The organism is Listeria sp. MAN/IMW/UF464 (genome assembly GCF_058683955.1).
Genome location: NZ_JBZWZP010000002.1, coordinates 1 through 20,467 on the forward strand (window position 1 = coordinate 1; position 20,467 = coordinate 20,467).

The window sequence follows — 20,467 nt, forward strand, 5'->3', positions numbered from 1 at the left end:
CCTGCCTGTCACGCAGGAGATCGCGGGTTCAAATCCCGTCGGGACCGCCATTATGGCTTGGTAGCTCAGTTGGTAGAGCACTTGATTGAAGCTCAAGGTGTCGGCAGTTCGATTCTGTCCCAAGCCACTTTTTTTCTTTTATTTAATATGGAGGGGTAGCGAAGTGGCTAAACGCGGCGGACTGTAAATCCGCTCCTTCGGGTTCGGTGGTTCGAATCCACTCCCCTCCACCATTATTATAGGGGCATAGTTTAAAGGTAGAACTGAGGTCTCCAAAACCTCCAGTGTGGGTTCGATTCCTACTGCCCCTGCCATATATTAAAATAATGGCGGATGTGGCGAAGTGGTTAACGCACCTGATTGTGGTTCAGGCATTCGTGGGTTCGATTCCCATCATCCGCCCTTTTTGTTTTTATAAAACTATTATAATTGTTGGGCCATAGCCAAGCGGTAAGGCAACGGACTTTGACTCCGTCATGCGTTGGTTCGAATCCAGCTGGCCCAGTTAATGCGGAAGTAGTTCAGCGGTAGAACATCACCTTGCCAAGGTGGGGGTCGCGGGTTCGAACCCCGTCTTCCGCTTTTAAATTGAACATTGTACGGCGCCATAGCCAAGTGGTAAGGCAGAGGTCTGCAAAACCTTTATCACCGGTTCAAATCCGGTTGGCGCCTCCATTTGCATAATTAATGTTTTAAAGTTATAATTTATTATATTGTTACGCCGGCGTGGCGGAATTGGCAGACGCGCTGGACTCAAAATCCTGTGCCCGCAAGGGCGTGCCGGTTCGACCCCGGCCGCCGGTATACTTAGAACATCAACGTACATCATGCGTTGATGTTTTTTTTGTTTATTAATGGTTCAGTGATAGGGAATTATATGTGACAAGGAAAGCTAAAAAGTTTATTAAATATGCCTTAATTATTTACAGGCAGAGAAGTTTAATATATAATGAACTGTACTGTGATTAATGGAGGTTGGAAAATGAAATTAGATAAGTATAAAATTTTGTTAAGAATGCAAGATCTAAATATAAGTACTCAGGAAGAATTAGCTAAGGAAGTAGGGATTAGCAAGAGCCAACTTTCATCTATGTTTTCCTCTAATTATAATCCCGTTAGAACTAGAGTAGCAAAGTTGGCTGAGGTATTGAATGCGTCTGTAACTGATTTACTTAGCGAAGAAAATGAAGAAAATGAATTTAATAGGTATGATTTTCGATTAGAAAAGTTTGGTAATGTGAAGGATGTCATTCCTAAAAGAGATTATAGTATTTTAGAAACGTTCGCTGGTGCTGGTGGATTAGCTTTAGGATTAGAAAAATCTGGTTTCAAATCAGCAGGACTTATAGAACTTGACAAGCATGCAGCAGAAACATTAAGAAAAAATAGGCCATCCTGGAAAGTATTTGAAGGTGATATTGAAGAGATATCTAACAATGGAATTAAGAATTATATCAAGGCTAATGAAGTAGATGTTTTAAGCGGAGGTTATCCATGTCAATCGTTTAGTTATGCTGGACAAAGAGAAGGATTTGGAGATACAAGAGGTACCTTGTTTTATCCCTATAGTAGAATTTTAGCTGATTTAAAACCTAAAGTTTTTATTGCTGAAAATGTTAAAGGTTTAGTTAATCACGATAAAGGTAAAACACTGGATACTATGCTAAAAGTATTTCAAAAAGAAGGCTATAAAGTATATTGGAATGTTCTAAATGCTTGGAATTACGATGTAGCTCAGAAGAGAGAAAGAATTGTAATTATAGGAATTAGAAATGATTTAGTTTCTAAAGAAAAGTATCCTTATGTTTTTCCAGAAAAACAGCCTTATAAACCAGTTCTTAAAGATATATTGTGTAACGTTCCTAAAAGTGTAGGGATGGAATATTCTGAAACTAAGAAAGCTGTTATGAATTTAGTTCCACCAGGGGGGTCATGGATAAATTTACCTGAGGATATTGCTAAGAAGTATATGGGGGCAAGTTGGTATTCTGGTGGAGGTAAAAGAGGGATGGCTAGAAGGTTAAGTTGGTTAGAACCTAGTCTAACTTTGACTACATCACCAAGTCAAAAGCAAACTGAGCGTTGCCACCCTGATGAAACTCGTCCATTTACTACTAGTGAATATGCCCGAATTCAGTCTTTTCCAGATGATTGGGAATTTAGTGGTGGAGTTGGGGCTGTTTATAAGCAAATTGGAAATGCAGTACCAGTGAATTTAGCTACATACATTGGTAAATCTGTTATTAACTATCTAAATCAATTTGAAAACTAATAGGAGGGAAAACTATGTGGAATCTTACATTTATTTCTGAAGAACAGCTAACATTTCATGTTAAAGAAACTATAAAAAAATATGGTGAAAAGTTAAAACCATTTGATCTAAAGAAATTTAACAATAATATTATTGATCCTATAAAACTGATTTTTGACAAGAATGTTTACCAAATGTCTTGGGAAGAAATTATTAAAAATGAGATTTTACGTCAAAGAGATAAATCAAGTAATAATGATATAGGTTATTTTCATCAAAATATATTTCAATATATAGAAGGTTGCGTTGTTCCAAGTAAAGGATGGGACGTTATATATACTAACAAAATTGGAAGTGATATACCTGATGGGAATAAAGTTAATAAAATCTATGTTGAAATGAAGAATAAACATAATACTATGAATTCTTCCTCTGCTGCAAAGACCTATATCAAAATGCAAAATCAAGTTTTACAAGATGATGAATGTGCTTGTTATCTTGTGGAGGCGATTGCGAAGAAATCTCAAAATATCAAATGGGTTGCAACTGTTGACAAACAAAAAGTACAACATAAATTGATTAGGCGTGTAAGCATGGATCAATTCTATTCATTAGTAACTGGTGAGGAGGATGCTTTTTATCAGTTATGCATGACACTTCCAAGTATAATTGCTAAAGTACTTTCTAATTCTACAGATGTTGCCGCGCCAAAAGATATAGTATTCAATGAGTTACTAGAAATGTCAGCAGAGAAGGATATTTCTTTTGTGTTAGCCATATATATGCTTGGATTTGAGGATTACTCAGGGTTTAAGCAGCCTTAAGTATTAAAGAGTTCCTTTTGTCAGGCAGGGAAGAGCCAATTGTATTTTGTATAGCAGCAGATTTTAATGTTATGTTGCGCGCAAATTGCAAAAAGTAATTAATGAGTTAAACTATACATAAAAAATTTACAGAGGTGACGAAATGACGCAGATTACTTATTTAAAAGGCGATGCAACAAATCCCATGGCTAAAGGAAATAAAATTATTGCACATATTTGTAATGATGTAGGTGGTTGGGGAAAGGGCTTTGTTTTAGCTATTTCTCGAAAGTGGAAAGAGCCTGAGAAAGCTTATAGAAAATGGTACAAGGATAAGAATGATTTTAAACTGGGAGAAGTTCAACTAATTCCAGTGACTGATTATATAAGTATTTGCAATATGATTGGTCAGAAAGGAACAAAAACAGGCTCCAAAGGTGCGCCGATTCGATATGAAGCGGTGGAAAGCTGCTTAGAAAAATTAAGTGAAATAGCGAAAGAGCAACAAGCGAGTATTCATATGCCGAGAATTGGATGTGGGCTAGCTGGTGGGAAATGGGAAATTATTGAACCTATTATCAGAAAAAACTTATAGAAAATGATATCGAAGTGTATATTTATGATTTTGATTAAGAATGGAATTATTTGCATTTATATGTGATTGTTTTAACAAGGAGGAAATTGATAGATACTATTGATTAATTTTTCACGGAGAGGATAGCTATGCTTACGAATTATATCGAAAAGGATATTAAGAGAAAATGTTTGATTTGTGATTTCTTGCTGAAGAATAAGCATACGAATTTAGATGAAATGGCGGAATATATGGGGACTTCGCGGGTGACGGTGCGGTCGGATATTCATGCTTTGAATGAAGAATTGGATGGCTTAATTAGTATTCAGATGAAAGAAAGTGCAGATGATTGGATTTATCAGTGCCAGCTACAATACGGAGCAACTGAGCGGCAAGTTTTATATAAGCTTTATGATAACTCGATGTTTTTGAAGTGTTTGGCGTTTTTTGTTACGAATGTAGAGGAGCGCAAGTTTACCGATTTTATGGATGAATATTTTATTTCTCATTCGCATGCGTATCGTTTGAAACATAAGGTGGAGGAGTTTCTGAGGGATATTGATTTATCGCTTGAAAATAATCGGATTACTGGAAAGGAGTACCGGGTTCGTTATTTGATTGCGCTTCTTCAAGCAGAATATGGTGTTAGTATTTATCCGTTACTGGATCATGAGAAGAAAATAATTGATGATTTTATGGCTACTTTGAATTTACGGATCAATATTGATGCACTAGCGCATAATGCGGAAGGTCACGAGTATTTTAGGTCGCTTATTTCGATGGTTTTTAAAAGGGATATTCCGACGAGCGCGATTATTTTAGATGAGCAGTGCCAGAAATATATTGAGTCTTCAAGATTTCTTGTTATGGTTCGCAAAAGTTGTAAAGAAACGCTGGAAAAAGAGCTTGACTTGGTATTTTCGTATAATGATTATTTGTATTTAATGTTGATTTATTATTCGACTAATTTCAGTATTATTGATGCTTCTATGAAAAAGGTGGAATTGGAGCAATTTAATGAATTGATATTGAAAAATGCTGATTTACAGTCTTTAATAGATTTGTTTGAGGAATATTTTGGGTCAGAAGTGGTTAATCACTCGTTATTTCGGGCAGCGCTTTGTTATTTTTTGAAGAAGACGTTATTTAATTTGCAAGGTCTTATTCCGAGTAATGAGAGGTTGTTGGATAAAAAATATCAGCCGCTTTATTTGGTTGTGAAAAATGTTCTTGAGCGTTGGAATGAAATCAGTGGGCATCGTGCAATGTTAATTGACTCGCATATTAATTATTTGACGATTCACTTATATCCGCTTATTTATAAATGGAATAATCCAGTGCAAATCTGTATTTTCTCGTTTAATTTGATTAATTTTGAGTCATGTAAGTTTCAGGTGGAGCAGGAACTTGGGCGGAAGGTGAAGGTGCATGAGACGATGTTTAATTCGACGAGGGAGTTAAATGAGGTTTTGGCGGAAATAGATGAGCCGACGATTGTGCTTTGTCACCCGAACTGCGAAATGGAATTGAAAGAGGCGGTGCAAGAGACTGTTATTCCGGTTTCGCTGGCTTTTTTTGACCGGGATTTAATAGATGTGGAAAATGCGATTCAGTTGCTTAGAAGAAAAGAACATGAAAAAAGGCTAGCCTATTTGAGAGGCTAGCCTTTTTATTAATGTGTGAAGCCGTGGACGCCGGATTGTTGGGTATCGTGGAAGAGAATGTGGGCGTTGTTTAGTTCTTGAATAGAGGCTTGGAAATCTTGGATGAATTCTTCTGCCATGTTGAAACCGAGGTCAGCGCGGCAGACGTAACGTTGGATGATGATGTTTTCTAAGTTTTTTGGTAGTGGGTATGCGGGAACTTGCCAGCCGCGCATTTGGAGGCGGTCCGCTAAATCATATAATGTCCATTTTACATTGGCATTATCTTTTAATTTATAGCAAACGATTGGTAAATGGGAGCCGTCGTTGTATATATCGAAGTAGCCGGTTTGTTCGACTGCGTGGGCAAGGTATTGTGCGACATCGCTTGTTTTTTGGTGAATGGTGCGGTAGCCTTCGAAGCCGTAGCGTAAGAAATTGTAGTATTGACCGATGATGTGGCTGGCGCTACGGGAGAAATTGATTTGCATGGTTGGCATTTCTCCGCCAAGATAGCTGACTTTAAAGATGAGTTCTTCTGGTAAGTAGCTTTCATCTTTCCACAAGACCCAACCGATACCTGGATAAACGAGGCCGTATTTGTGACCAGAAGTATTAATGGAGATAACGTTTTTCAAGCGGAAGTCCCAGATGATATCGGGTTCGACAAATGGTGTGAAGAATCCGCCACTTGCTGCATCGACGTGAATGTAGACTTTATAATCTGTTTTGCTATTATATTCTTCTAATTTTTCGTTAAGTGCGTAGATGTCATCGTAGCGGCCTGTGTAAGTGATGCCGAGGATGCCGACAACCCCGATTGTATATTCGTCTACGTAATCAAGTACTTGGTCGGTATTGAGTTGCATGTGGTCTTTATCCATTGGAACAACGCGCATATCGATATCCCAGTAGACACAGAATTTTTCCCAGCATACTTGATAGCCAGAAGAGATAACGAGGTTTGGTTTTTGCGCATAAATATCTAAGCCAAGTTTTTCCGCACGTTTTCTCCAAGCAAATTTCATTGCCATTCCGCCAAGCATACACGCTTCACTAGAGCCGATTGTGGAAGTTCCCATGAATTTTTGATCTTTAGGTGCATGCCATAAGTCAGCGATAATATTCACGCAACGATTTTCTAGTTCAGCTGTTCGCGGATATTCTGATTTATCAATCGCATTTTTTTCTAAGGTTTCAGACATTAATTTGGTTGCTTCGTCTTCCATATATGTTTGGCAGAAGGTCGCTAGGTTTTGGCGGGCGGAACCTTCATCTAAAAGTTCGTCTTTTACTAAACGATATGCAATACGAGGTTCGAGAGGTTCTTTCGCAAGGGTATATTTAGGAATATCACGATCCTCTGCACTTGATCCGAAAACTGGTTCTAAATAACTTTCTTTATTTTCTTTACTATATAACATGATTTTTTCCTCCTATAATTTGTCTTGATTCATAATATGTTTATCATCAGGGTTAATAATGTGTTCGCCGCGAGCTCTTGGGTGGGTGAATTTATTGATGTCGCTTGAGTCTAAATGTGTAATATCTTTCGGTGAGATGTCTTTTTTATCGTGCACAGCGTAGATGATGAATGGAATTAGTACGGTGACGATAAAGCTGATTGATAAGATAACCATGTATGTCGTATCGCTTTTTGCGGCGATGGATGCTGGTGGAACAAAAGAGATACATAAAGCGAAAATGGATGTTACTAAGCCAATTAGCGCTACAATCACTTTAACAATTTTGCCACCAGGGATTTGGTAGGTACGTTTTAAGCTCGATTTTTTGAAAATAAGTACTAAGTAACCGATGAAAAAAAGTAAATAGCCGACTAAATAAATGACCACTGTTAAGGAAATCGCAGTTAGGAATGATAAATTATTACCGCCACCACCAAATGTGAGAATAGCTGCCCAAATAGTAACGACGACACCTTGAACCATAATAAGTGGAACAGGGACTCCGTGTTTATTTACTTTTTTCATTTTTTCAGGAAGTAAGCCTTGTTCTGCTGCAGTATACATTCCGCGGGACGGGCCAACTACCCAGGCGCTGACTTCACCCATGACACCTAGTGCGATCATGATGGCAATCAGTTTTACTGCCCAACCTAAGCCGGAACCAAAATGTAAAATTAATGCTTGGAATGTTTGCACGACGCCGGAGCTAAGTGATAAATCTTTTAAAGGTAACACAGCGGAAATTGTTAAGCCGCCGATTGTATTTAGCGCGATGGCTAAAATAACGAGCATAATCATTGCTAGTGGATAATCGCGTTTTGGATTGGTCATTTCATTTACGTGGCTCGCGGAAGCTTCAACACCCATGTAAGCGAGAATAAATGACACGAAGATGACTAATGTTGAAGCTTTTGAGAAATCCGGAATAAACGCCTCTTTGGAAAAAGTGACATGAAGTGGATTTCCGCCAGCAACATAAGCAATACCTAAGATAAATAAAATGATTGCTGGGATGAGAATACCGATAATAAAACCAAATTTCGCGATTTTAGCAGTGTTTTTCGTACCACCCAGTTGAGAAAAAGTAAGGCCCCAAAAAATGATTAAAACGCCGATAAATTTAATAAAAGGGTTCGATTCGAGCGCGGGAAAATCAAATACATACGATAGCGCACCGAGAATAAAGTAAATCATTGTCACGAATCCGACCGTTATTTGAAACCACTGAAAGAAGATTGCGGCAAAACCAAAACGTTCCCCGAGCGTGTTACCGACCCAAGAAAAAATACCGCCTTCTTGCCATCCATCAACTGTCGCCATTTCTGCTGCACATAAAGCGACAGGCAAAAACCATAAAAATCCGCCAAGAAGTAAGAAAAATACGAGATGAAAGCCGGAAGTGGCAAATGTTGGATATTCATAAACTGTCATAACCATCGAAGCCGTAATGGCAAAAAATCCGAATAAGGTTAAAGACTTTGCTTGTTTAGACATTGTGTATTACCTCCATAAATTTTGTTTGCGAATACTGCTAAACTAAGCTATAGATAATTAGAATGATGCTTAATTAATGGTAAATGTGATTTTTTTGGAACATCATCAGTTAACACGAGAAAAGCACCTCCTAAGTCATTGTTTGTTGGAACATGTATAAGATTAGCACGTTTGTTTTCGAAAATTATTCCAGTTTTTTTCTTAGCTAAGGAAAATTTTTGAGACAGTACTTGCGGTTGTTTTATTCACGGCAAACGCATTCATTAAATTTTTTTCCATTTTCAGTAAAAAACTCTTGCACTTTAAAAAAAATGGGTGTATTGTATATAGATGTTGAATGTCCATTAAGGATATTGAAAGGTAATAATGGGAAGAGGGAGGATTTTTATTATGAAGTTGAGCAAAAGTATGGATCAGGTTTTTTGTATTATGACGATGTTGTACACCCAGAAGGTAGATGTTCCCATTTCTTCCGTAACTATTCATCACCGATTGCGTGATTCGTCGCCGTCTTATATTAGTAAAATTTTGAGGAAGCTAGTCGTTAGCGGGCTGATTAATTCAGTTTCGGGGAATAACGGTGGTTTCACGCTTGCTAAAGACCCTGAAGAAATTAATTTGCTGGACATTGTAGAAGCAGTGGAAGGGAAAATTGATACATACCCAGATTCCGACTTAATCCACACTGTTTTCTCTGACTATCACGAATTTGCAGAGTCCGGTATTCACACCATTACAAGTGCTTTTAGAAACGCTGATAAAGAATACGCTAATTATTTATACTCACAAAAATTATCTGTTTTAGTAGAGCAAGTTATTGGGAAAGAACGAACCACTATCATAGATTGGAACGAAGCGTAATAAATCTTTAAAAGAAAGAAGTGCGGTAATAAAATGGATATGGTAAAAAATGAGTGGAAAAAATTATTTAAAAACAAAATACTACTTTTATCATTTGTAGTTATTCTGTTTATTCCACTTTTATATGCAAGCTTTTTCTTAAAATCCGTCTGGGATCCGTACGGCAAAACAGGGGATTTACCAGTAGCGGTAGTTAACAATGACAAACCGGTTGATTATAACGGTCAAACAATGGATGTTGGCGATCAGTTAGTAACCAAACTGAAAAGCAACAAAGAACTCGATTGGAATTTCCTTTCCAAAGAAGACGCTGAACAAGGCTTAAAAGATGGCAAATATTATATGGTTGTCACAATTCCAAAAGATTTCTCTAAAAATGCAGCATCCGTTTTAGATAAAGATCCGAAAAAAATGGAATTATCCTATAAAACAAACGGCTCGCTTAACTATTTAGGTCAAGTCGTGAGTGAACAAGGAGCCAAACAACTGAAAAGCGAGGTTTCCGCTGAGGTAACAAAATCATACGCGGAAGCAATTTTTGATAAAATTAAAGAGTCTGGTGACGGGTTCGCCCAAGCCGCTGATGGCTCTGGAAAAATTAAAGATGGTCTCGTGAAATCACAAGAAGGTAATAAAACGATTTCTACTAATTTAAAAACGCTCGCAGATAGCTCTTTAACGTTCAAAGATGGCGCTAATACGTTAGAAGTTGGTTTAAAAACTTACACAGATGGCGTGAATACTGCGGCCGCTGGTGGCGATAAACTAAATGCTGGTGTTTCAACGCTTGCTGCTGGTGTAGGACCACTTAAAGACGGTGTGGCTGCACTTGATGGTGGAGCAACAAAATTATCAAGCGGAGTTTCGACTTATACATCAGGCGTAGATACACTTTCTGGTGGAATTAACCAAGCATACAATGGTTCTACTGCCCTATCTGATGGTTTAAACAAAATGAATGGCAGCGTACCAGCTCTTGCATCTGGTGTAACGCAATTAAACAACGGTCAAAAAAGCCTGGCAACTGGCTTAAATTCACTAGTTGATGGTAGTAATAAACTTTCAGCAGGATTAAAAGAACTAGATGGTAATTTAACTAATAGCCAAGGTAAAATAGCTCAATTAAAACAAGGTATGAATGATTTACAACAAGGTATCGACCAATTAAATCAAAACGTAAACGGTGAAGATGCAGCACTCGCAAAACAACTACAAGCTCTTCAAAAAAGCTTAACTGATTTACAAAATGGTTTAACTTTTATTAAATCCAATGCGAACTTCGATGCCGAAGCAATTAAAGCAAAAATTAATGCAACAAACGGTGTGAGCGCAGAAGATAAACAAAAAATTATTGATGCAATTCAAGCTGATTTAGACAAAGAATCACAAAAATCTGCCACTCAAGTAGCGACTGTAGAAAAACTACAAAGCGGCTTATCAGGTCTTGATTTAGCGGCAATTCAAACACAAGTAACTGAATTGCAAACTGGCGTAGCGAAAATTTCAGCTGGTTATAAAGCGGTTCATGGTGGAACTACAGAAGCATTTAATGGTATCCATCAAGCAATCAATGGTTCAGGCAGTCAAACTTTACTCGGTGGCGCGAACCAGTTAACAGCTGGACTAAAATCAGCTCAAGCCGGCAATGCAAAATTAGTTGCAGGAACAAATGAACTTAACAACCAAATCCCAACTTTAACTTCAGGCGTAGGACAACTTGCTGCCGGTAGTTCAAATATGGAAAACGGCTTAAGTCAGTTAAATGATGGAAGTAATAAACTTGCAAGCAATTCAGACGCATTACGTTCAGGTGCAAAAGAGTTACAAGGCGGAACAAACCAATTAGCTGCTAAAGTTCCAACACTTGCTGGAGGCGTAAATCAACTACAAGCAGGTTCAAGCCAATTAGCAGGCGGTTTAAACCAATTATCAGCTAACTCACCAAAACTAGTTTCAGGCGTAGGACAACTAGCAGACGGATCTTCTAAAATTGCTGATGGTTCTTCTAAACTAGCGAACGGTTCCTTCCAATTAGGTGATGGACTAACTAAATTAACAGACGGTAGCACAGAATTAACAGACAAACTAGCAGATGGTGCGCAACAAGTGAAAGATACAAAAGCAACAGACAAAACATTTAACATGATTGCTGCTCCAACAAAACTCGCACATAATGAATATACACACGTAAGTAACTACGGACATGCATTAGCACCATATGTATTGTCACTTGCTCTATATGTTGGCGCACTTGTATTTAACTTCATTATGCCAATTAGACGTGTTTCAATGGAAGGTCAACCAGCTTACAAATGGTGGTTAAGTAAACTATCACTTGGTTTTGTCGCAGCAGTTGCGATGGCTCTTCTAGAAGGTGGCATCATGATAGCGTTAGGATTAAGACCAGATAATATCGTTGAGTTCTTTGGAACAGCGATTATTACAGCTCTTGCTTACATGTTCCTTATCATGCTTCTTGCAATGACATTTGATAATCCAGGTCGATTTATCGCGATGGTATTACTCATTGTTCAATTAGCGGGTTCAGGCGGAACATTCCCAATGCCACTTACTGGATGGTTCTTCAATTTAATCCATCCGTTCTTACCAATGACTTACTCGATTTATGCGTTTAGAGAGTCACTGGCAGCAGGTATGGGACCAAATGTATATAGTATGTCAATGCTCGTTCTTACAATCATCATGATCGCATGTATCGGTTTACTATATCTATCCATGAGTCACTTGAAAAAACGCCATGATGCACATGAATCAGCACTTGATGATAATCAAAAATTAATGGCTTTAGAAAACTAAAATAGCAAAATCCCTATAAAGTAGCAATTACTTTATAGGGATTTTTTTGTATTAAAAAGGATTTCCTATGCTTAGGAAATAAGATTAATTGTGAGGTATTTTTGTATGCGCTATCATGAACGTATAACAGCTTAGTGAAAGGAAATGAAAATTAATGAAAGCATTAGAACGATTTCTGTCAAAATGGCTATTACCATTTGCAAAAGTATTAGAAAGTAACACCCAGATGAAGGCAATACGTCAAGGAATGATGGCACTTGTTCCAATAACTTTAGTTGGTGCAGTCCCGGTATTGTTCCAGCAATTAGGAGGAATCCCAAAACTACCTAGTTGGATTGCTGCTGTTGCTGAATATATTAATAACATTACCTCCCCGATTCATTTTGCTACCTTTGGATTGATGTCTGTTTATGTAGCGATTTTCGTAGCATATTATTATGCAAAAGAACGCAATTTGTGGGATATTGGGGCGATTGTAACAGCCTTAATGAGTTTTGTTGTAGTAGCAGTAAGACCACTTGAAGCTGGCGGAAGTGATGTAACTTATCTTGCCGGCGAAGGTATTTTTGTAGCTTTAGTAATTAGTTTATTATCTGTAGAAATTCTACACATTTTTAAAAATAAATTGAAATTCACGATTAATTTAGGTCAGGGTGTTCCAACGCCGATTTTACGATCTTTTGAAAATTTATGGCCGATTTTATTCTCGGTTTTAATCGTAGCGATTTTAAGCTTTGGGGTTGAATCACTTAGCGGTATTCGCGTAGTTGAGCTTATTCAAACGTTATTCTCACCACTGACTTCGCTTGTAAACACGCTACCTGGAATTATGTTGATTATCTTTATCCAGCAATTATTATGGTGGTTTGGTATTCACGGATATTCTGTAATGGCGCCGGTTTGGTTAAGTGTAGCTTTCCAAAACGTAGACGCGAATGCAGCAGCACTTGCAAAAGGAGAGCCACTTTCTTCCATGCTTATTTTCACTCCAGACTTTATGTGGAGTATCGTTGGGGTAACAGGAGCAGGAGTAACAGGCGCGCTCGTTGTTATTATGATGTTTTCTAAATCTAAACGTTATAAGACGCTTGGTAGATTGGCATTAATTCCAACATTTTTCAGTATTAATGAACCTGTAATGTTTGGTGTTCCGATTGTTTTAAACCCGAGATTCTTTATTCCAATGATGGTTGCGCCACAAATTGCAGCATTAATTGGTTGGTTCTCAATCAAGCTAGGTCTTATGAATCCATTTACGATGGTTTCTCCATATGTACCAGTTCCAATCGGTGCCATTGTTGCATCTTTTGACTGGAGATACATTATTGTACTTGGACTTATCTTGATTTGTTCAGCGCTCATTTACTATCCATTCTTTAAAATTGCTGAAAAAGAAGCGCTTGTACAAGAAAATAGCGGGGACCAAGAAGCTAGTCTAGATGATTTTGATTTTTAGTATGAAAGGACGATAGACATGAAAATTATGTTAGTATGTTTTGGCGGATTATCCACCTCCATTTTAGTGAAAAAGATGGAAGAGGCTATTGCAGCATCAGAAAAGTTTAAGAATAAAGGAATTACAATTGAAGCTTGGGGGAAAGATGAATATTCTGACCACCTAGATAACGTGTCTATTGTTTTACTTGGACCGCAATTATCAATGGCATATGAACAAGTAATAGAAGCTACAACAGAACGCGGGTTAAAAGTTCCTGTAGAAGTAATTGATAAAGAAGATTATGGCAATATGAATGCAGTACCAATTCTTATTGCTGCATTTAAAAAAATTAAAGAAGCTGGAACGAATACATTTACGACGGAGGGAAACTAATGGAAGGCACTGAATTACAATCTTTTAAAATAATATCAAGTGCAGGAGATGCGTCTTCCTTGTTTCTAAAAGCCGTTCAACACGCTGAAAAAAGTGAATTTGCAGAAGCAGAAGCATGTATCGAGCAAGCAAATCAATCTTTAAGAGAAGCACATCATGTTCAAACGTCTTTGATTCAAGAAGAAGCAAACGGTAGCTCTAAAGAACTTTCTTTACTGCTGATTCACGCACAAGATCATCTAATGAATGCTTTTGTATACTCTGACTTAGTTAAATCCGTGCTTAATCTGTATAAGCGTTTAGATGAAAAGTAAGGAGAGAAAAGCTATGAAGCTAATTATCAACGCAGATGACTTTGGGTTCACAAGAGCTATCAATTATGGAATTATTGATGCGCATAATTTAGGTGTATTAACTTCTACAACGTTAATGGTTACTATGCCAGCTTTTGAACATGCGGTAGAGTTATCAAAAAAAACACCAATGCTCGGAATTGGCTTGCATCTTAATTTGACGCTTGGTAAACCTCTAACAAATGGAGCAACTTTAGTGAATGAAGACGGCGAATTGATAAAGCCTAAATTTATTACTCCTGAATATCCTTACAACGAAGAAGAGGTTTACCAAGAGTTTAAAGCACAATATCATCGTTTTACGGAGTTTATGAAGAAAAAGCCAAGCCACTTGGATAGCCATTTATTTTCAACAGATATTTATCCAGCCGTTACGAGTGCCGCGAAAAGGCTAGCAGAAGAAATTGGGATACCACTTAGAAATCATGATACAAAAGGTTTTGAACATGTCGAATTTATGTGGGAAAAGCCGCTTGAAATCCCGTACGGTGCATATGATAACTTAGACTATATTTATGACAATGCAGCTTCTATTTTGTGTTATGATTATGTTGAAATCATGACACATCCTGGTTATCTAGATACTTTTATTCTGGAAAATTCAACATTCTCTACGCCACGCGCGAATGAATTAGAAAGTTTAATTTCACCGAGAATGCGCCAGTTTTTAAACGAAAATAATGTAGAATTAATTTCCTATCATGATATTCCAAAAAAATGAAATAGGTGATTAAAAATGCTTAATCAACGTCAAAAAAATATTTTAAGCACGCTGTATAATGAGAATAATTGGTTACTTGGGAAAAAATTAGCGGATTTATTCCAAATAAGTGACAGGACAATTAGAAATGATATACGTGTTATTAAAGAAAATATAGGAGAGGACTTTATCTTTACTTCTAAAAAGTTAGGATATGCCTATAATATGGAAAAACCTTTTCCGGTTGACGTTGAGGAAGAAGCTGGATTTGAACAAAACCGGATGGCGCAATTAATTAAGAAATTACTTGTAGATGATGGAGTAGACATATATGAATATGCAACCGAAACATATACATCAGAATCTACCATCCAACGTGATATTCAGTGGTTGCGAGGCTACTTTGAACAATTATTAGGTTTAGATGTAGTCATTCATTCTAGTGACGGTATTTATGCTATAAGTGCCACACCAACTACGAAAATGGAATTATTAAACCGCATCGCAAAGCTAGATGAGTCGCTAAAAACGATTTTAATCACCAATTGTTTTCCAGAAATTAATAATGAAAAAATCCACCAAATATTATCAAAAATAATCAATAAACATAAGATTGTTTTAAAGTATTTTGATGAAACAATCTTACTAACGCAAATAATTTATAGCAGTGGCTTCTTAAAAAAACATCCAGAACAATCAACGGTTACAGAAATCGATAACCCGTTTTTAAGAGAGCTCTTTGATGCGATAGAGCAGGAAGCGGGTTATGGGATTTCTGCTGAAATGAAACAATTTATTTTGACTGAATATGAAAAAATTGTTGCGATGAACAATTTTGAAAATCAAGTCACTACGAAAATGGTTTTAGAAGGCGAACTTTACCAAGAAATTTTACTAATTCTTGAAGAAATTAAGCACGTTTATCTCATAGATTTTACAACTGATTTAGAAGTAACTAGCGATATGACAAAACATATTTTTATCGCACTTGAGAGGGCTAAAAGAGGTATTGTCATTAAAAATCAAGTGACACATATCATCACGCAGCAGTACAGTTACTTACTAGATATTGCCATTTTCATCGGAGAAAAGTTATTAGAACGCCTAGGAGTAATTCTCAATCAAGAAGAAATTATTCTACTCGTAATGTATTTATACCAATACTACCGCAAAATAGAAGCTAAACATCAACTTAACCAAGTGGTGCGGATTGCACTCATTGTTCTAGAAGGTAAAGCTGCGATGTATTACTTACGAGAGCAATTAGCAGAAGTACTACGACCCGTAAACGTAGAAGTTATAGAGATTACCGATAATACACAGTGTCAATTACTACTATCAGAAAATGTAGATGTTGATTTGTGTATTTCTACTAAAAAAATCGATTTGCCCGCGGAAGTCCCGTGTATTGTCTTATCCAACAATATCGGTTTAATTGAAGAAGTAACAATAAAAAAACAGCTTTCGGCAACGATAGAAGCTAATAAAATGAAAAAATTTGCTTATATTAAAGAGAAATATTTACATGAAGATTTATTTTTGACCAATTATGAATATGATCAGAAATATAATGCAATTGATTTTTTAAGTGAATATTGTATAAGTAAAGGATATGTACCAACTAGTTTTACAGAAAAATTATTTAGCCGGGAACAGTTATTTTCAACGGCTATACCAACAGGGATTGCTTTACCTCATCCAATTAAAAATGTTGCGATTAAAAGTGGTATTTTTATTTGCATTATGAAAAAGCCAATTACCTGGGATAATCACAAGGTTAGTCTAATTATGATTCCAATGATTGAAGAATTAGATGGAACGGAAGCGCCATTAATCAATGATTTTTTATCGTTAATAGCTTCTAATAAATCGTATGTAGAACAAATAAGCAAATGTAGCACTTATCGTGAATGCGTGGAGTTATTACAAACTATTTATAACAATAATGAGTAAGTTTTTTAAGGAGTGAAAGGCATGCAAAAACAAATTATTACTATCGCTGGTGGTGGAAGTACTTATACGCCAGGAATTATTCAAGCAGTGCTTAATGGACAAGAAAGACTTCCAGTAAGTGAAATCCGTTTATACGATATTGAAGCATCTAGAAATGAAAACATGTTTCTAATTCTGCAATATATGCTAGAACAACAAGGCTTTTCAAGTATTAAGCTAGTTCAGACAACAAACCCAGAAGAAGCCTTTACTGGCGCTAATTTTATCTTCTCACAAATTCGTGTTGGTGGACTTAAAATGCGTGAAAAAGATGAGAAAATCCCACTTAAACATGGCTTAGTCGGCCAAGAAACATGTGGACTTGGTGGATTTTCATATGGACTTCGCAGCATTGGCCCACTTTTAGAATTAGTTGGCTTTATTCAAAAATACGCTCCAGAAGCTTGGATTTTAAATTATACGAATCCGGAAACAATTATTTCTGAAGCGGTACGTAGACAATTCCCGGGCATTCGAATGATTAATGTTTGTGATATGACAATTGGTATTGAAGACACGCTAGCGAAAAATTACGGATATGACCGCGATAACTGGGTCGCAACTTACTACGGTTTGAATCACTTTGGTTGGTATACAAAAATTTATGATAAATCATTGAAACGTGATATTATGCCAGAGCTTTTAGAGAAATTAAAAGTTCAAGAAATTAAAGAAGAAGATCCAAGTTGGAACCGCGCATTTAATATGATTCGCTTCATGGTACAAAACTTCCCAGATAACTTACCAAATAATTATTTAGAATATTATTTGTATCCGGATATGTACGTAGATTATGCAGATCCAAACTATACGCGTGCTAACACAGTAATGGACGGTCGCGAGCAAAAAACTCAAGAAATGGCCGATAAAATCCGTAATAAAGAAAAAGAAGATGTGCTTGATTTCTACTTTGGCGTGCATGGTTTATATATTGTTGATATTGCTACATCCCTATTAAATGACGAGAAAAGTCGCTTTATGTTGATAGTTGAAAATAAAGGTTCTATTCCAAATTTACGCAGTGATGCGGTTGTTGAAGTGCCAGCTTATGTTGGGGCGACTGGTGTAGAAGCTATTGCCTTACCTGCGATTGGAGATTTCCATAAGGGCTTAATGGAAGCACAAGTTGCAGCAGAAAAATTACTCGTAGATGCTTACTTTGAAAATTCTTATCAAAAAGCATTACAAGCATTTACACTTAATCAATCAGTTCCAAATGCAACAGTAGCTAAAAAAGTGTTGGATGAAATGATTATTGAAAATAAAGCATTTTGGCCAGTTTTAAAATAAAATAAAAAACATCGAATGGTAACAGTTTTTACTATTCGATGTTTTTTTGTTATATAATTGAACGCCTTCCTATGAAAGAAATGCTATAATTAAACTATTAACAGACGAAAAGAGGTATTACATGACGAAAAAAATAGTATTTGTAGACGTAGATGGCACACTAGTGAGTGATGATGGGCTTGTACCAGAATCGGCAAGAGAAGCAATAATAAAAGCAAGAAGTAATGGGCATCAAGTTTATTTATGTACTGGTCGGTCCAAACCAGAGCTTTATGAATCAATTTTATCCATTGGATTTGATGGAATTATTGGTGCTGGTGGGGGTTATATCGAAGTAGACAATGAAACTATTTATCATAAAAAAGTAGCAGATGCTGATGTCGTTCATATGGTTGATTTTTTCCATGAAAAGAATTTAGATTTTTATTTGGAATCAAATGGTGGATTGTTTGCTAGTGAAAACTTAGAAGCCCACTTAGATAATTTAGTTTACGGCGATGTGGAAAATGATCCAATAGCACGTGAGAAAAAAATTAATAACCCACATCCGTTTATGGAAAGTTTAACTTACGGTGAAACGAACCTTTACCGCTCAGATGTTAATAAAGCATGTTTTTTAGAAAACAAAGATGTACCATTTGAAGAAATTAAAAAAGAATTTAGTGGTAAATTTGAAGTCTTACATTGTACGGTTCCAATTTTTGGAGAAGACAGTGGCGAATTGATGGTTCCAGATATTCATAAAGCAACAGCGATTGAGTTTCTGTTAGAACATATTGGTGCGGATAAAAAAGATACTATGGCTATTGGCGATGGCATGAATGATGCAGAAATGCTTACGTATTGCGAAACTGGTATTGCGATGGGAAATGCTAAAGAAGAGTTGAAAAACCTTGCTGATGAAGTTACTAAATCGGTTGATGAAGATGGATTATATTTAAGCTTCGAAAAACATGGTTTGATTTAGAATATATTGTTTGGGTAAGGAGTAATATGGAGGAGGATTTTTGATGAAATTAATTAAAACAAAAACATATGAAGAAATGTCACGAGAAGCTCTCGAAGTGGTAAAACAAGTAATTACTGAAAATGACAACCCAGTCATTAACACAACTACAGGAGCAAGTTTCGATGGAATGTTTGCAGGGCTTGTAAAAGAAATTAACGCTGGTGAAATCCCGATTGAAAAAGTATTTTTAATGAATCTTGATGAATATGTGGCTAAAAGAGATGCATCTTTTACCGTCTATACATATATGCATCAAAAATTTTATGATTTAATAACCAAAATGCCAAAAAGAGTAGAATTATTAGATGGAAGCTTAGATGATTTTACGGATGAGATTGCTCGTTACAAGAAAATTTTAGAAGAAAACGAGCGGGATTTACAAATTTTAGGACTCGGAGTAAATGGACATCTTGGTGCAAACGAGCCGGGGACACCATTTGATGCCCGCTTATTTTTAGCAGATAGCGATGAATCTACTATTAAAAGTACTATCATGTATAACAATCTAACCGAAGATGAAGCGCCGTCGCAAATGCTTACACTGGGACTTGCGGATATGATGGATGCAAAACAAATTTTAGTAACAGCTTCTGGTGAACGTAAAGCAGAGGCGGTTAAAGGGTTGTTAGAAGGTCCTATTAGCGTAGATTGTCCGGCTTCTATATTACGAAACCACCCGAATGTTGTCTTTATTATAGATGAGGCAGCCGGATCTTTACTTACTAACCATTAAAAGGGAGTGGAAATATGAGGAAATTATATACTTACTTTGTATTAATTCTCGGCATAGCAATGATTGGGCTTGGCATTTATTTAATGTTTAACCCGAGTACTTCTCTTCAAGCGCTAACAATTTTTATCGGAATTATTTTAGTGCTAAATGGAATTAATGAAGTTATTTCTTACTTTGGCGAACGTAAATATTGGAGCATTTCTAAATGGATTATGCTAGACGGGATATTATCGATCTTGGTAGGTGGTTTTGCTATTTTTGAATCGAATATGGCCGAACGTATTTTTATTATCATCTTTGCCATTTGGATATTAGCCTCAGCGATTTTACGAATTTTAACTGCTTTTGCCGTAAAAGGTTTCCCGGGCTGGACTTTACTGCTCATAATGGGGATTTTAGGAATTGTTATTGCTGTTATTTCGTTGTTCACGAATACATTAATAGCGATTGCAATCGGAATTATTTTAGGACTGTTTTTCGTCTTCCAAGGAATTACTTGTCTATCCCTTTGGTGGGTTATTAGAAAAGGAGAACACCGGAAATAATGCTAATTTTTTATCCTGTTTTATATAAAAATGTTAAAAATATAACATTTTTAAAAGTGGAGTGGTAATTCTGTCACAAAATAGACATAAGAAGCGAGAAGATGG

General features: G+C 36.5%; 17 protein-coding genes and 8 tRNA genes. 23 read left to right on the forward strand and 2 right to left on the reverse strand.

Translation table 11 applies throughout. The features are described from left to right. The first annotated feature begins 54 nt into the window (after positions 1–54). The 12 genes from AC4PG0_RS07215 to AC4PG0_RS07270 all read left to right on the forward strand — a co-directional run bounded on the left by AC4PG0_RS07215 (position 55) and on the right by AC4PG0_RS07270 (position 5,292). Positions 55–127: transfer RNA gene (locus AC4PG0_RS07215), tRNA-Phe, on the forward strand. Between the two features lie 22 nt (positions 128–149). After that, a tRNA-Tyr gene (locus tag AC4PG0_RS07220) sits at positions 150–233 on the forward strand. A 7-nt stretch (positions 234–240) separates the two neighbouring features. Beyond that, positions 241–314, forward strand: a tRNA-Trp gene (locus AC4PG0_RS07225). 15 nt (positions 315–329) lie between these two features. Beyond that, positions 330–402: transfer RNA gene (locus AC4PG0_RS07230), tRNA-His, on the forward strand. A 31-nt stretch (positions 403–433) separates the two neighbouring features. Beyond that, a tRNA-Gln gene (locus tag AC4PG0_RS07235) sits at positions 434–505 on the forward strand. Between the two features lie 5 nt (positions 506–510). Next, positions 511–582: transfer RNA gene (locus tag AC4PG0_RS07240), tRNA-Gly, on the forward strand. Positions 583–601: 19 nt separating this feature from the next. Further along, a tRNA-Cys gene (locus AC4PG0_RS07245) sits at positions 602–675 on the forward strand. Positions 676–720: 45 nt separating this feature from the next. Beyond that, a tRNA-Leu gene (locus tag AC4PG0_RS07250) sits at positions 721–804 on the forward strand. Between the two features lie 178 nt (positions 805–982). Further along, the gene (gene dcm / locus AC4PG0_RS07255) at positions 983–2,272 is read left to right on the forward strand and encodes a DNA (cytosine-5-)-methyltransferase (protein WP_492167751.1); all 1,290 of its coding nucleotides are present in this window, start codon (positions 983–985) and stop codon (positions 2,270–2,272) included. 14 nt (positions 2,273–2,286) lie between these two features. Further along, complete coding sequence (locus AC4PG0_RS07260; protein WP_492167750.1) at positions 2,287–3,075, forward strand: Eco47II family restriction endonuclease; 789 nt, start codon at positions 2,287–2,289, stop codon at positions 3,073–3,075. Between the two features lie 142 nt (positions 3,076–3,217). Next, positions 3,218–3,649 carry a macro domain-containing protein gene (locus tag AC4PG0_RS07265; protein WP_492167749.1) on the forward strand — a complete coding sequence of 144 codons (432 nt, stop codon included), beginning with the start codon at positions 3,218–3,220 and terminating at the stop codon, positions 3,647–3,649. Between the two features lie 128 nt (positions 3,650–3,777). Next, entirely contained in the window at positions 3,778–5,292 is a 1,515-nt protein-coding gene (locus AC4PG0_RS07270; protein ID WP_492167748.1) for a helix-turn-helix domain-containing protein, read from the forward strand. A gap of 8 nt (positions 5,293–5,300) precedes the next feature. On the opposite strand, the gene gad is transcribed toward AC4PG0_RS07270, so the two are convergent. Then, positions 5,301–6,695, reverse strand: coding sequence for a glutamate decarboxylase (gad, locus tag AC4PG0_RS07275; RefSeq protein ID WP_270908338.1), 1,395 nt, complete (start codon positions 6,693–6,695; stop codon positions 5,301–5,303). Positions 6,696–6,707: 12 nt separating this feature from the next. Next, on the reverse strand, positions 6,708–8,231 hold the full coding sequence (gene gadC, locus AC4PG0_RS07280) for a glutamate/gamma-aminobutyrate antiporter (protein WP_033533885.1): 1,524 nt from the start codon (positions 8,229–8,231) through the stop codon (positions 6,708–6,710). Between the two features lie 390 nt (positions 8,232–8,621). Here gadC and AC4PG0_RS07285 point away from each other — a divergent pair, with 390 nt between their 5' ends. The 11 genes from AC4PG0_RS07285 (at position 8,622) to AC4PG0_RS07335 (ending at position 20,362) form a co-directional block, all read left to right on the forward strand. Continuing rightward, entirely contained in the window at positions 8,622–9,092 is a 471-nt protein-coding gene (locus AC4PG0_RS07285; RefSeq protein ID WP_003723817.1) for an Rrf2 family transcriptional regulator, read from the forward strand. Positions 9,093–9,125: 33 nt separating this feature from the next. Next, a complete protein-coding gene (locus tag AC4PG0_RS07290; RefSeq protein WP_045553992.1) occupies positions 9,126–11,909 on the forward strand; it encodes a YhgE/Pip domain-containing protein in 2,784 nt (927 codons plus the stop codon). A gap of 154 nt (positions 11,910–12,063) precedes the next feature. Further along, entirely contained in the window at positions 12,064–13,365 is a 1,302-nt protein-coding gene (locus AC4PG0_RS07295; protein WP_003770072.1) for a PTS sugar transporter subunit IIC, read from the forward strand. A gap of 18 nt (positions 13,366–13,383) precedes the next feature. Next, entirely contained in the window at positions 13,384–13,740 is a 357-nt protein-coding gene (locus AC4PG0_RS07300; protein ID WP_003763715.1) for a PTS sugar transporter subunit IIB, read from the forward strand. After that, entirely contained in the window at positions 13,740–14,054 is a 315-nt protein-coding gene (locus AC4PG0_RS07305) for a PTS sugar transporter subunit IIA (protein ID WP_003763713.1), read from the forward strand. Before AC4PG0_RS07300 ends, AC4PG0_RS07305 begins: the two co-directional genes overlap by 1 nt. 13 nt (positions 14,055–14,067) lie before the next feature. Then, a complete protein-coding gene (locus AC4PG0_RS07310) occupies positions 14,068–14,814 on the forward strand; it encodes a carbohydrate deacetylase (RefSeq protein ID WP_185505586.1) in 747 nt (248 codons plus the stop codon). A gap of 15 nt (positions 14,815–14,829) precedes the next feature. Further along, complete coding sequence (locus AC4PG0_RS07315) at positions 14,830–16,746, forward strand: BglG family transcription antiterminator (RefSeq protein WP_045553990.1); 1,917 nt, start codon at positions 14,830–14,832, stop codon at positions 16,744–16,746. Between the two features lie 21 nt (positions 16,747–16,767). Next, positions 16,768–18,075: a 6-phospho-alpha-glucosidase gene (locus tag AC4PG0_RS07320; RefSeq protein WP_010991200.1), complete on the forward strand. Its 1,308-nt coding sequence runs from the start codon at positions 16,768–16,770 to the stop codon at positions 18,073–18,075. 121 nt (positions 18,076–18,196) lie between these two features. After that, the gene (locus AC4PG0_RS07325; RefSeq protein WP_267650118.1) at positions 18,197–19,042 is read left to right on the forward strand and encodes a Cof-type HAD-IIB family hydrolase; all 846 of its coding nucleotides are present in this window, start codon (positions 18,197–18,199) and stop codon (positions 19,040–19,042) included. A gap of 43 nt (positions 19,043–19,085) precedes the next feature. After that, positions 19,086–19,817 (forward strand): glucosamine-6-phosphate deaminase, encoded by a 732-nt coding sequence (locus AC4PG0_RS07330; protein WP_003770061.1) that lies wholly within the window; start codon positions 19,086–19,088, stop codon positions 19,815–19,817. Between the two features lie 14 nt (positions 19,818–19,831). Continuing rightward, positions 19,832–20,362 carry an HdeD family acid-resistance protein gene (locus tag AC4PG0_RS07335; RefSeq protein ID WP_492167747.1) on the forward strand — a complete coding sequence of 177 codons (531 nt, stop codon included), beginning with the start codon at positions 19,832–19,834 and terminating at the stop codon, positions 20,360–20,362. Positions 20,363–20,467: the final 105 nt, after the last annotated feature.

Bases quoted from the DNA above. Each gene is read 5' to 3' on its own strand.
- AC4PG0_RS07295 (WP_003770072.1), top strand. From the start codon at position 12,064: ATGAAAGCATTAGAACGATTTCTGTCAAAATGGCTATTACCATTTGCA.
- AC4PG0_RS07270 (WP_492167748.1), top strand. From the start codon at position 3,778: ATGCTTACGAATTATATCGAAAAGGATATTAAGAGAAAATGTTTGATT.
- AC4PG0_RS07310 (WP_185505586.1), top strand. From the start codon at position 14,068: ATGAAGCTAATTATCAACGCAGATGACTTTGGGTTCACAAGAGCTATC.
- AC4PG0_RS07330 (WP_003770061.1), top strand. From the start codon at position 19,086: ATGAAATTAATTAAAACAAAAACATATGAAGAAATGTCACGAGAAGCT.
- AC4PG0_RS07315 (WP_045553990.1), top strand. From the start codon at position 14,830: ATGCTTAATCAACGTCAAAAAAATATTTTAAGCACGCTGTATAATGAG.
- gadC (WP_033533885.1), bottom strand. From the start codon at position 8,231: ATGTCTAAACAAGCAAAGTCTTTAACCTTATTCGGATTTTTTGCCATT.
- AC4PG0_RS07320 (WP_010991200.1), top strand. From the start codon at position 16,768: ATGCAAAAACAAATTATTACTATCGCTGGTGGTGGAAGTACTTATACG.
- AC4PG0_RS07265 (WP_492167749.1), top strand. From the start codon at position 3,218: ATGACGCAGATTACTTATTTAAAAGGCGATGCAACAAATCCCATGGCT.
- AC4PG0_RS07285 (WP_003723817.1), top strand. From the start codon at position 8,622: ATGAAGTTGAGCAAAAGTATGGATCAGGTTTTTTGTATTATGACGATG.
- gad (WP_270908338.1), bottom strand. From the start codon at position 6,695: ATGTTATATAGTAAAGAAAATAAAGAAAGTTATTTAGAACCAGTTTTC.
- AC4PG0_RS07290 (WP_045553992.1), top strand. From the start codon at position 9,126: ATGGATATGGTAAAAAATGAGTGGAAAAAATTATTTAAAAACAAAATA.
- AC4PG0_RS07300 (WP_003763715.1), top strand. From the start codon at position 13,384: ATGAAAATTATGTTAGTATGTTTTGGCGGATTATCCACCTCCATTTTA.
- AC4PG0_RS07305 (WP_003763713.1), top strand. From the start codon at position 13,740: ATGGAAGGCACTGAATTACAATCTTTTAAAATAATATCAAGTGCAGGA.
- AC4PG0_RS07260 (WP_492167750.1), top strand. From the start codon at position 2,287: ATGTGGAATCTTACATTTATTTCTGAAGAACAGCTAACATTTCATGTT.
- AC4PG0_RS07335 (WP_492167747.1), top strand. From the start codon at position 19,832: ATGAGGAAATTATATACTTACTTTGTATTAATTCTCGGCATAGCAATG.
- AC4PG0_RS07325 (WP_267650118.1), top strand. From the start codon at position 18,197: ATGACGAAAAAAATAGTATTTGTAGACGTAGATGGCACACTAGTGAGT.
- dcm (WP_492167751.1), top strand. From the start codon at position 983: ATGAAATTAGATAAGTATAAAATTTTGTTAAGAATGCAAGATCTAAAT.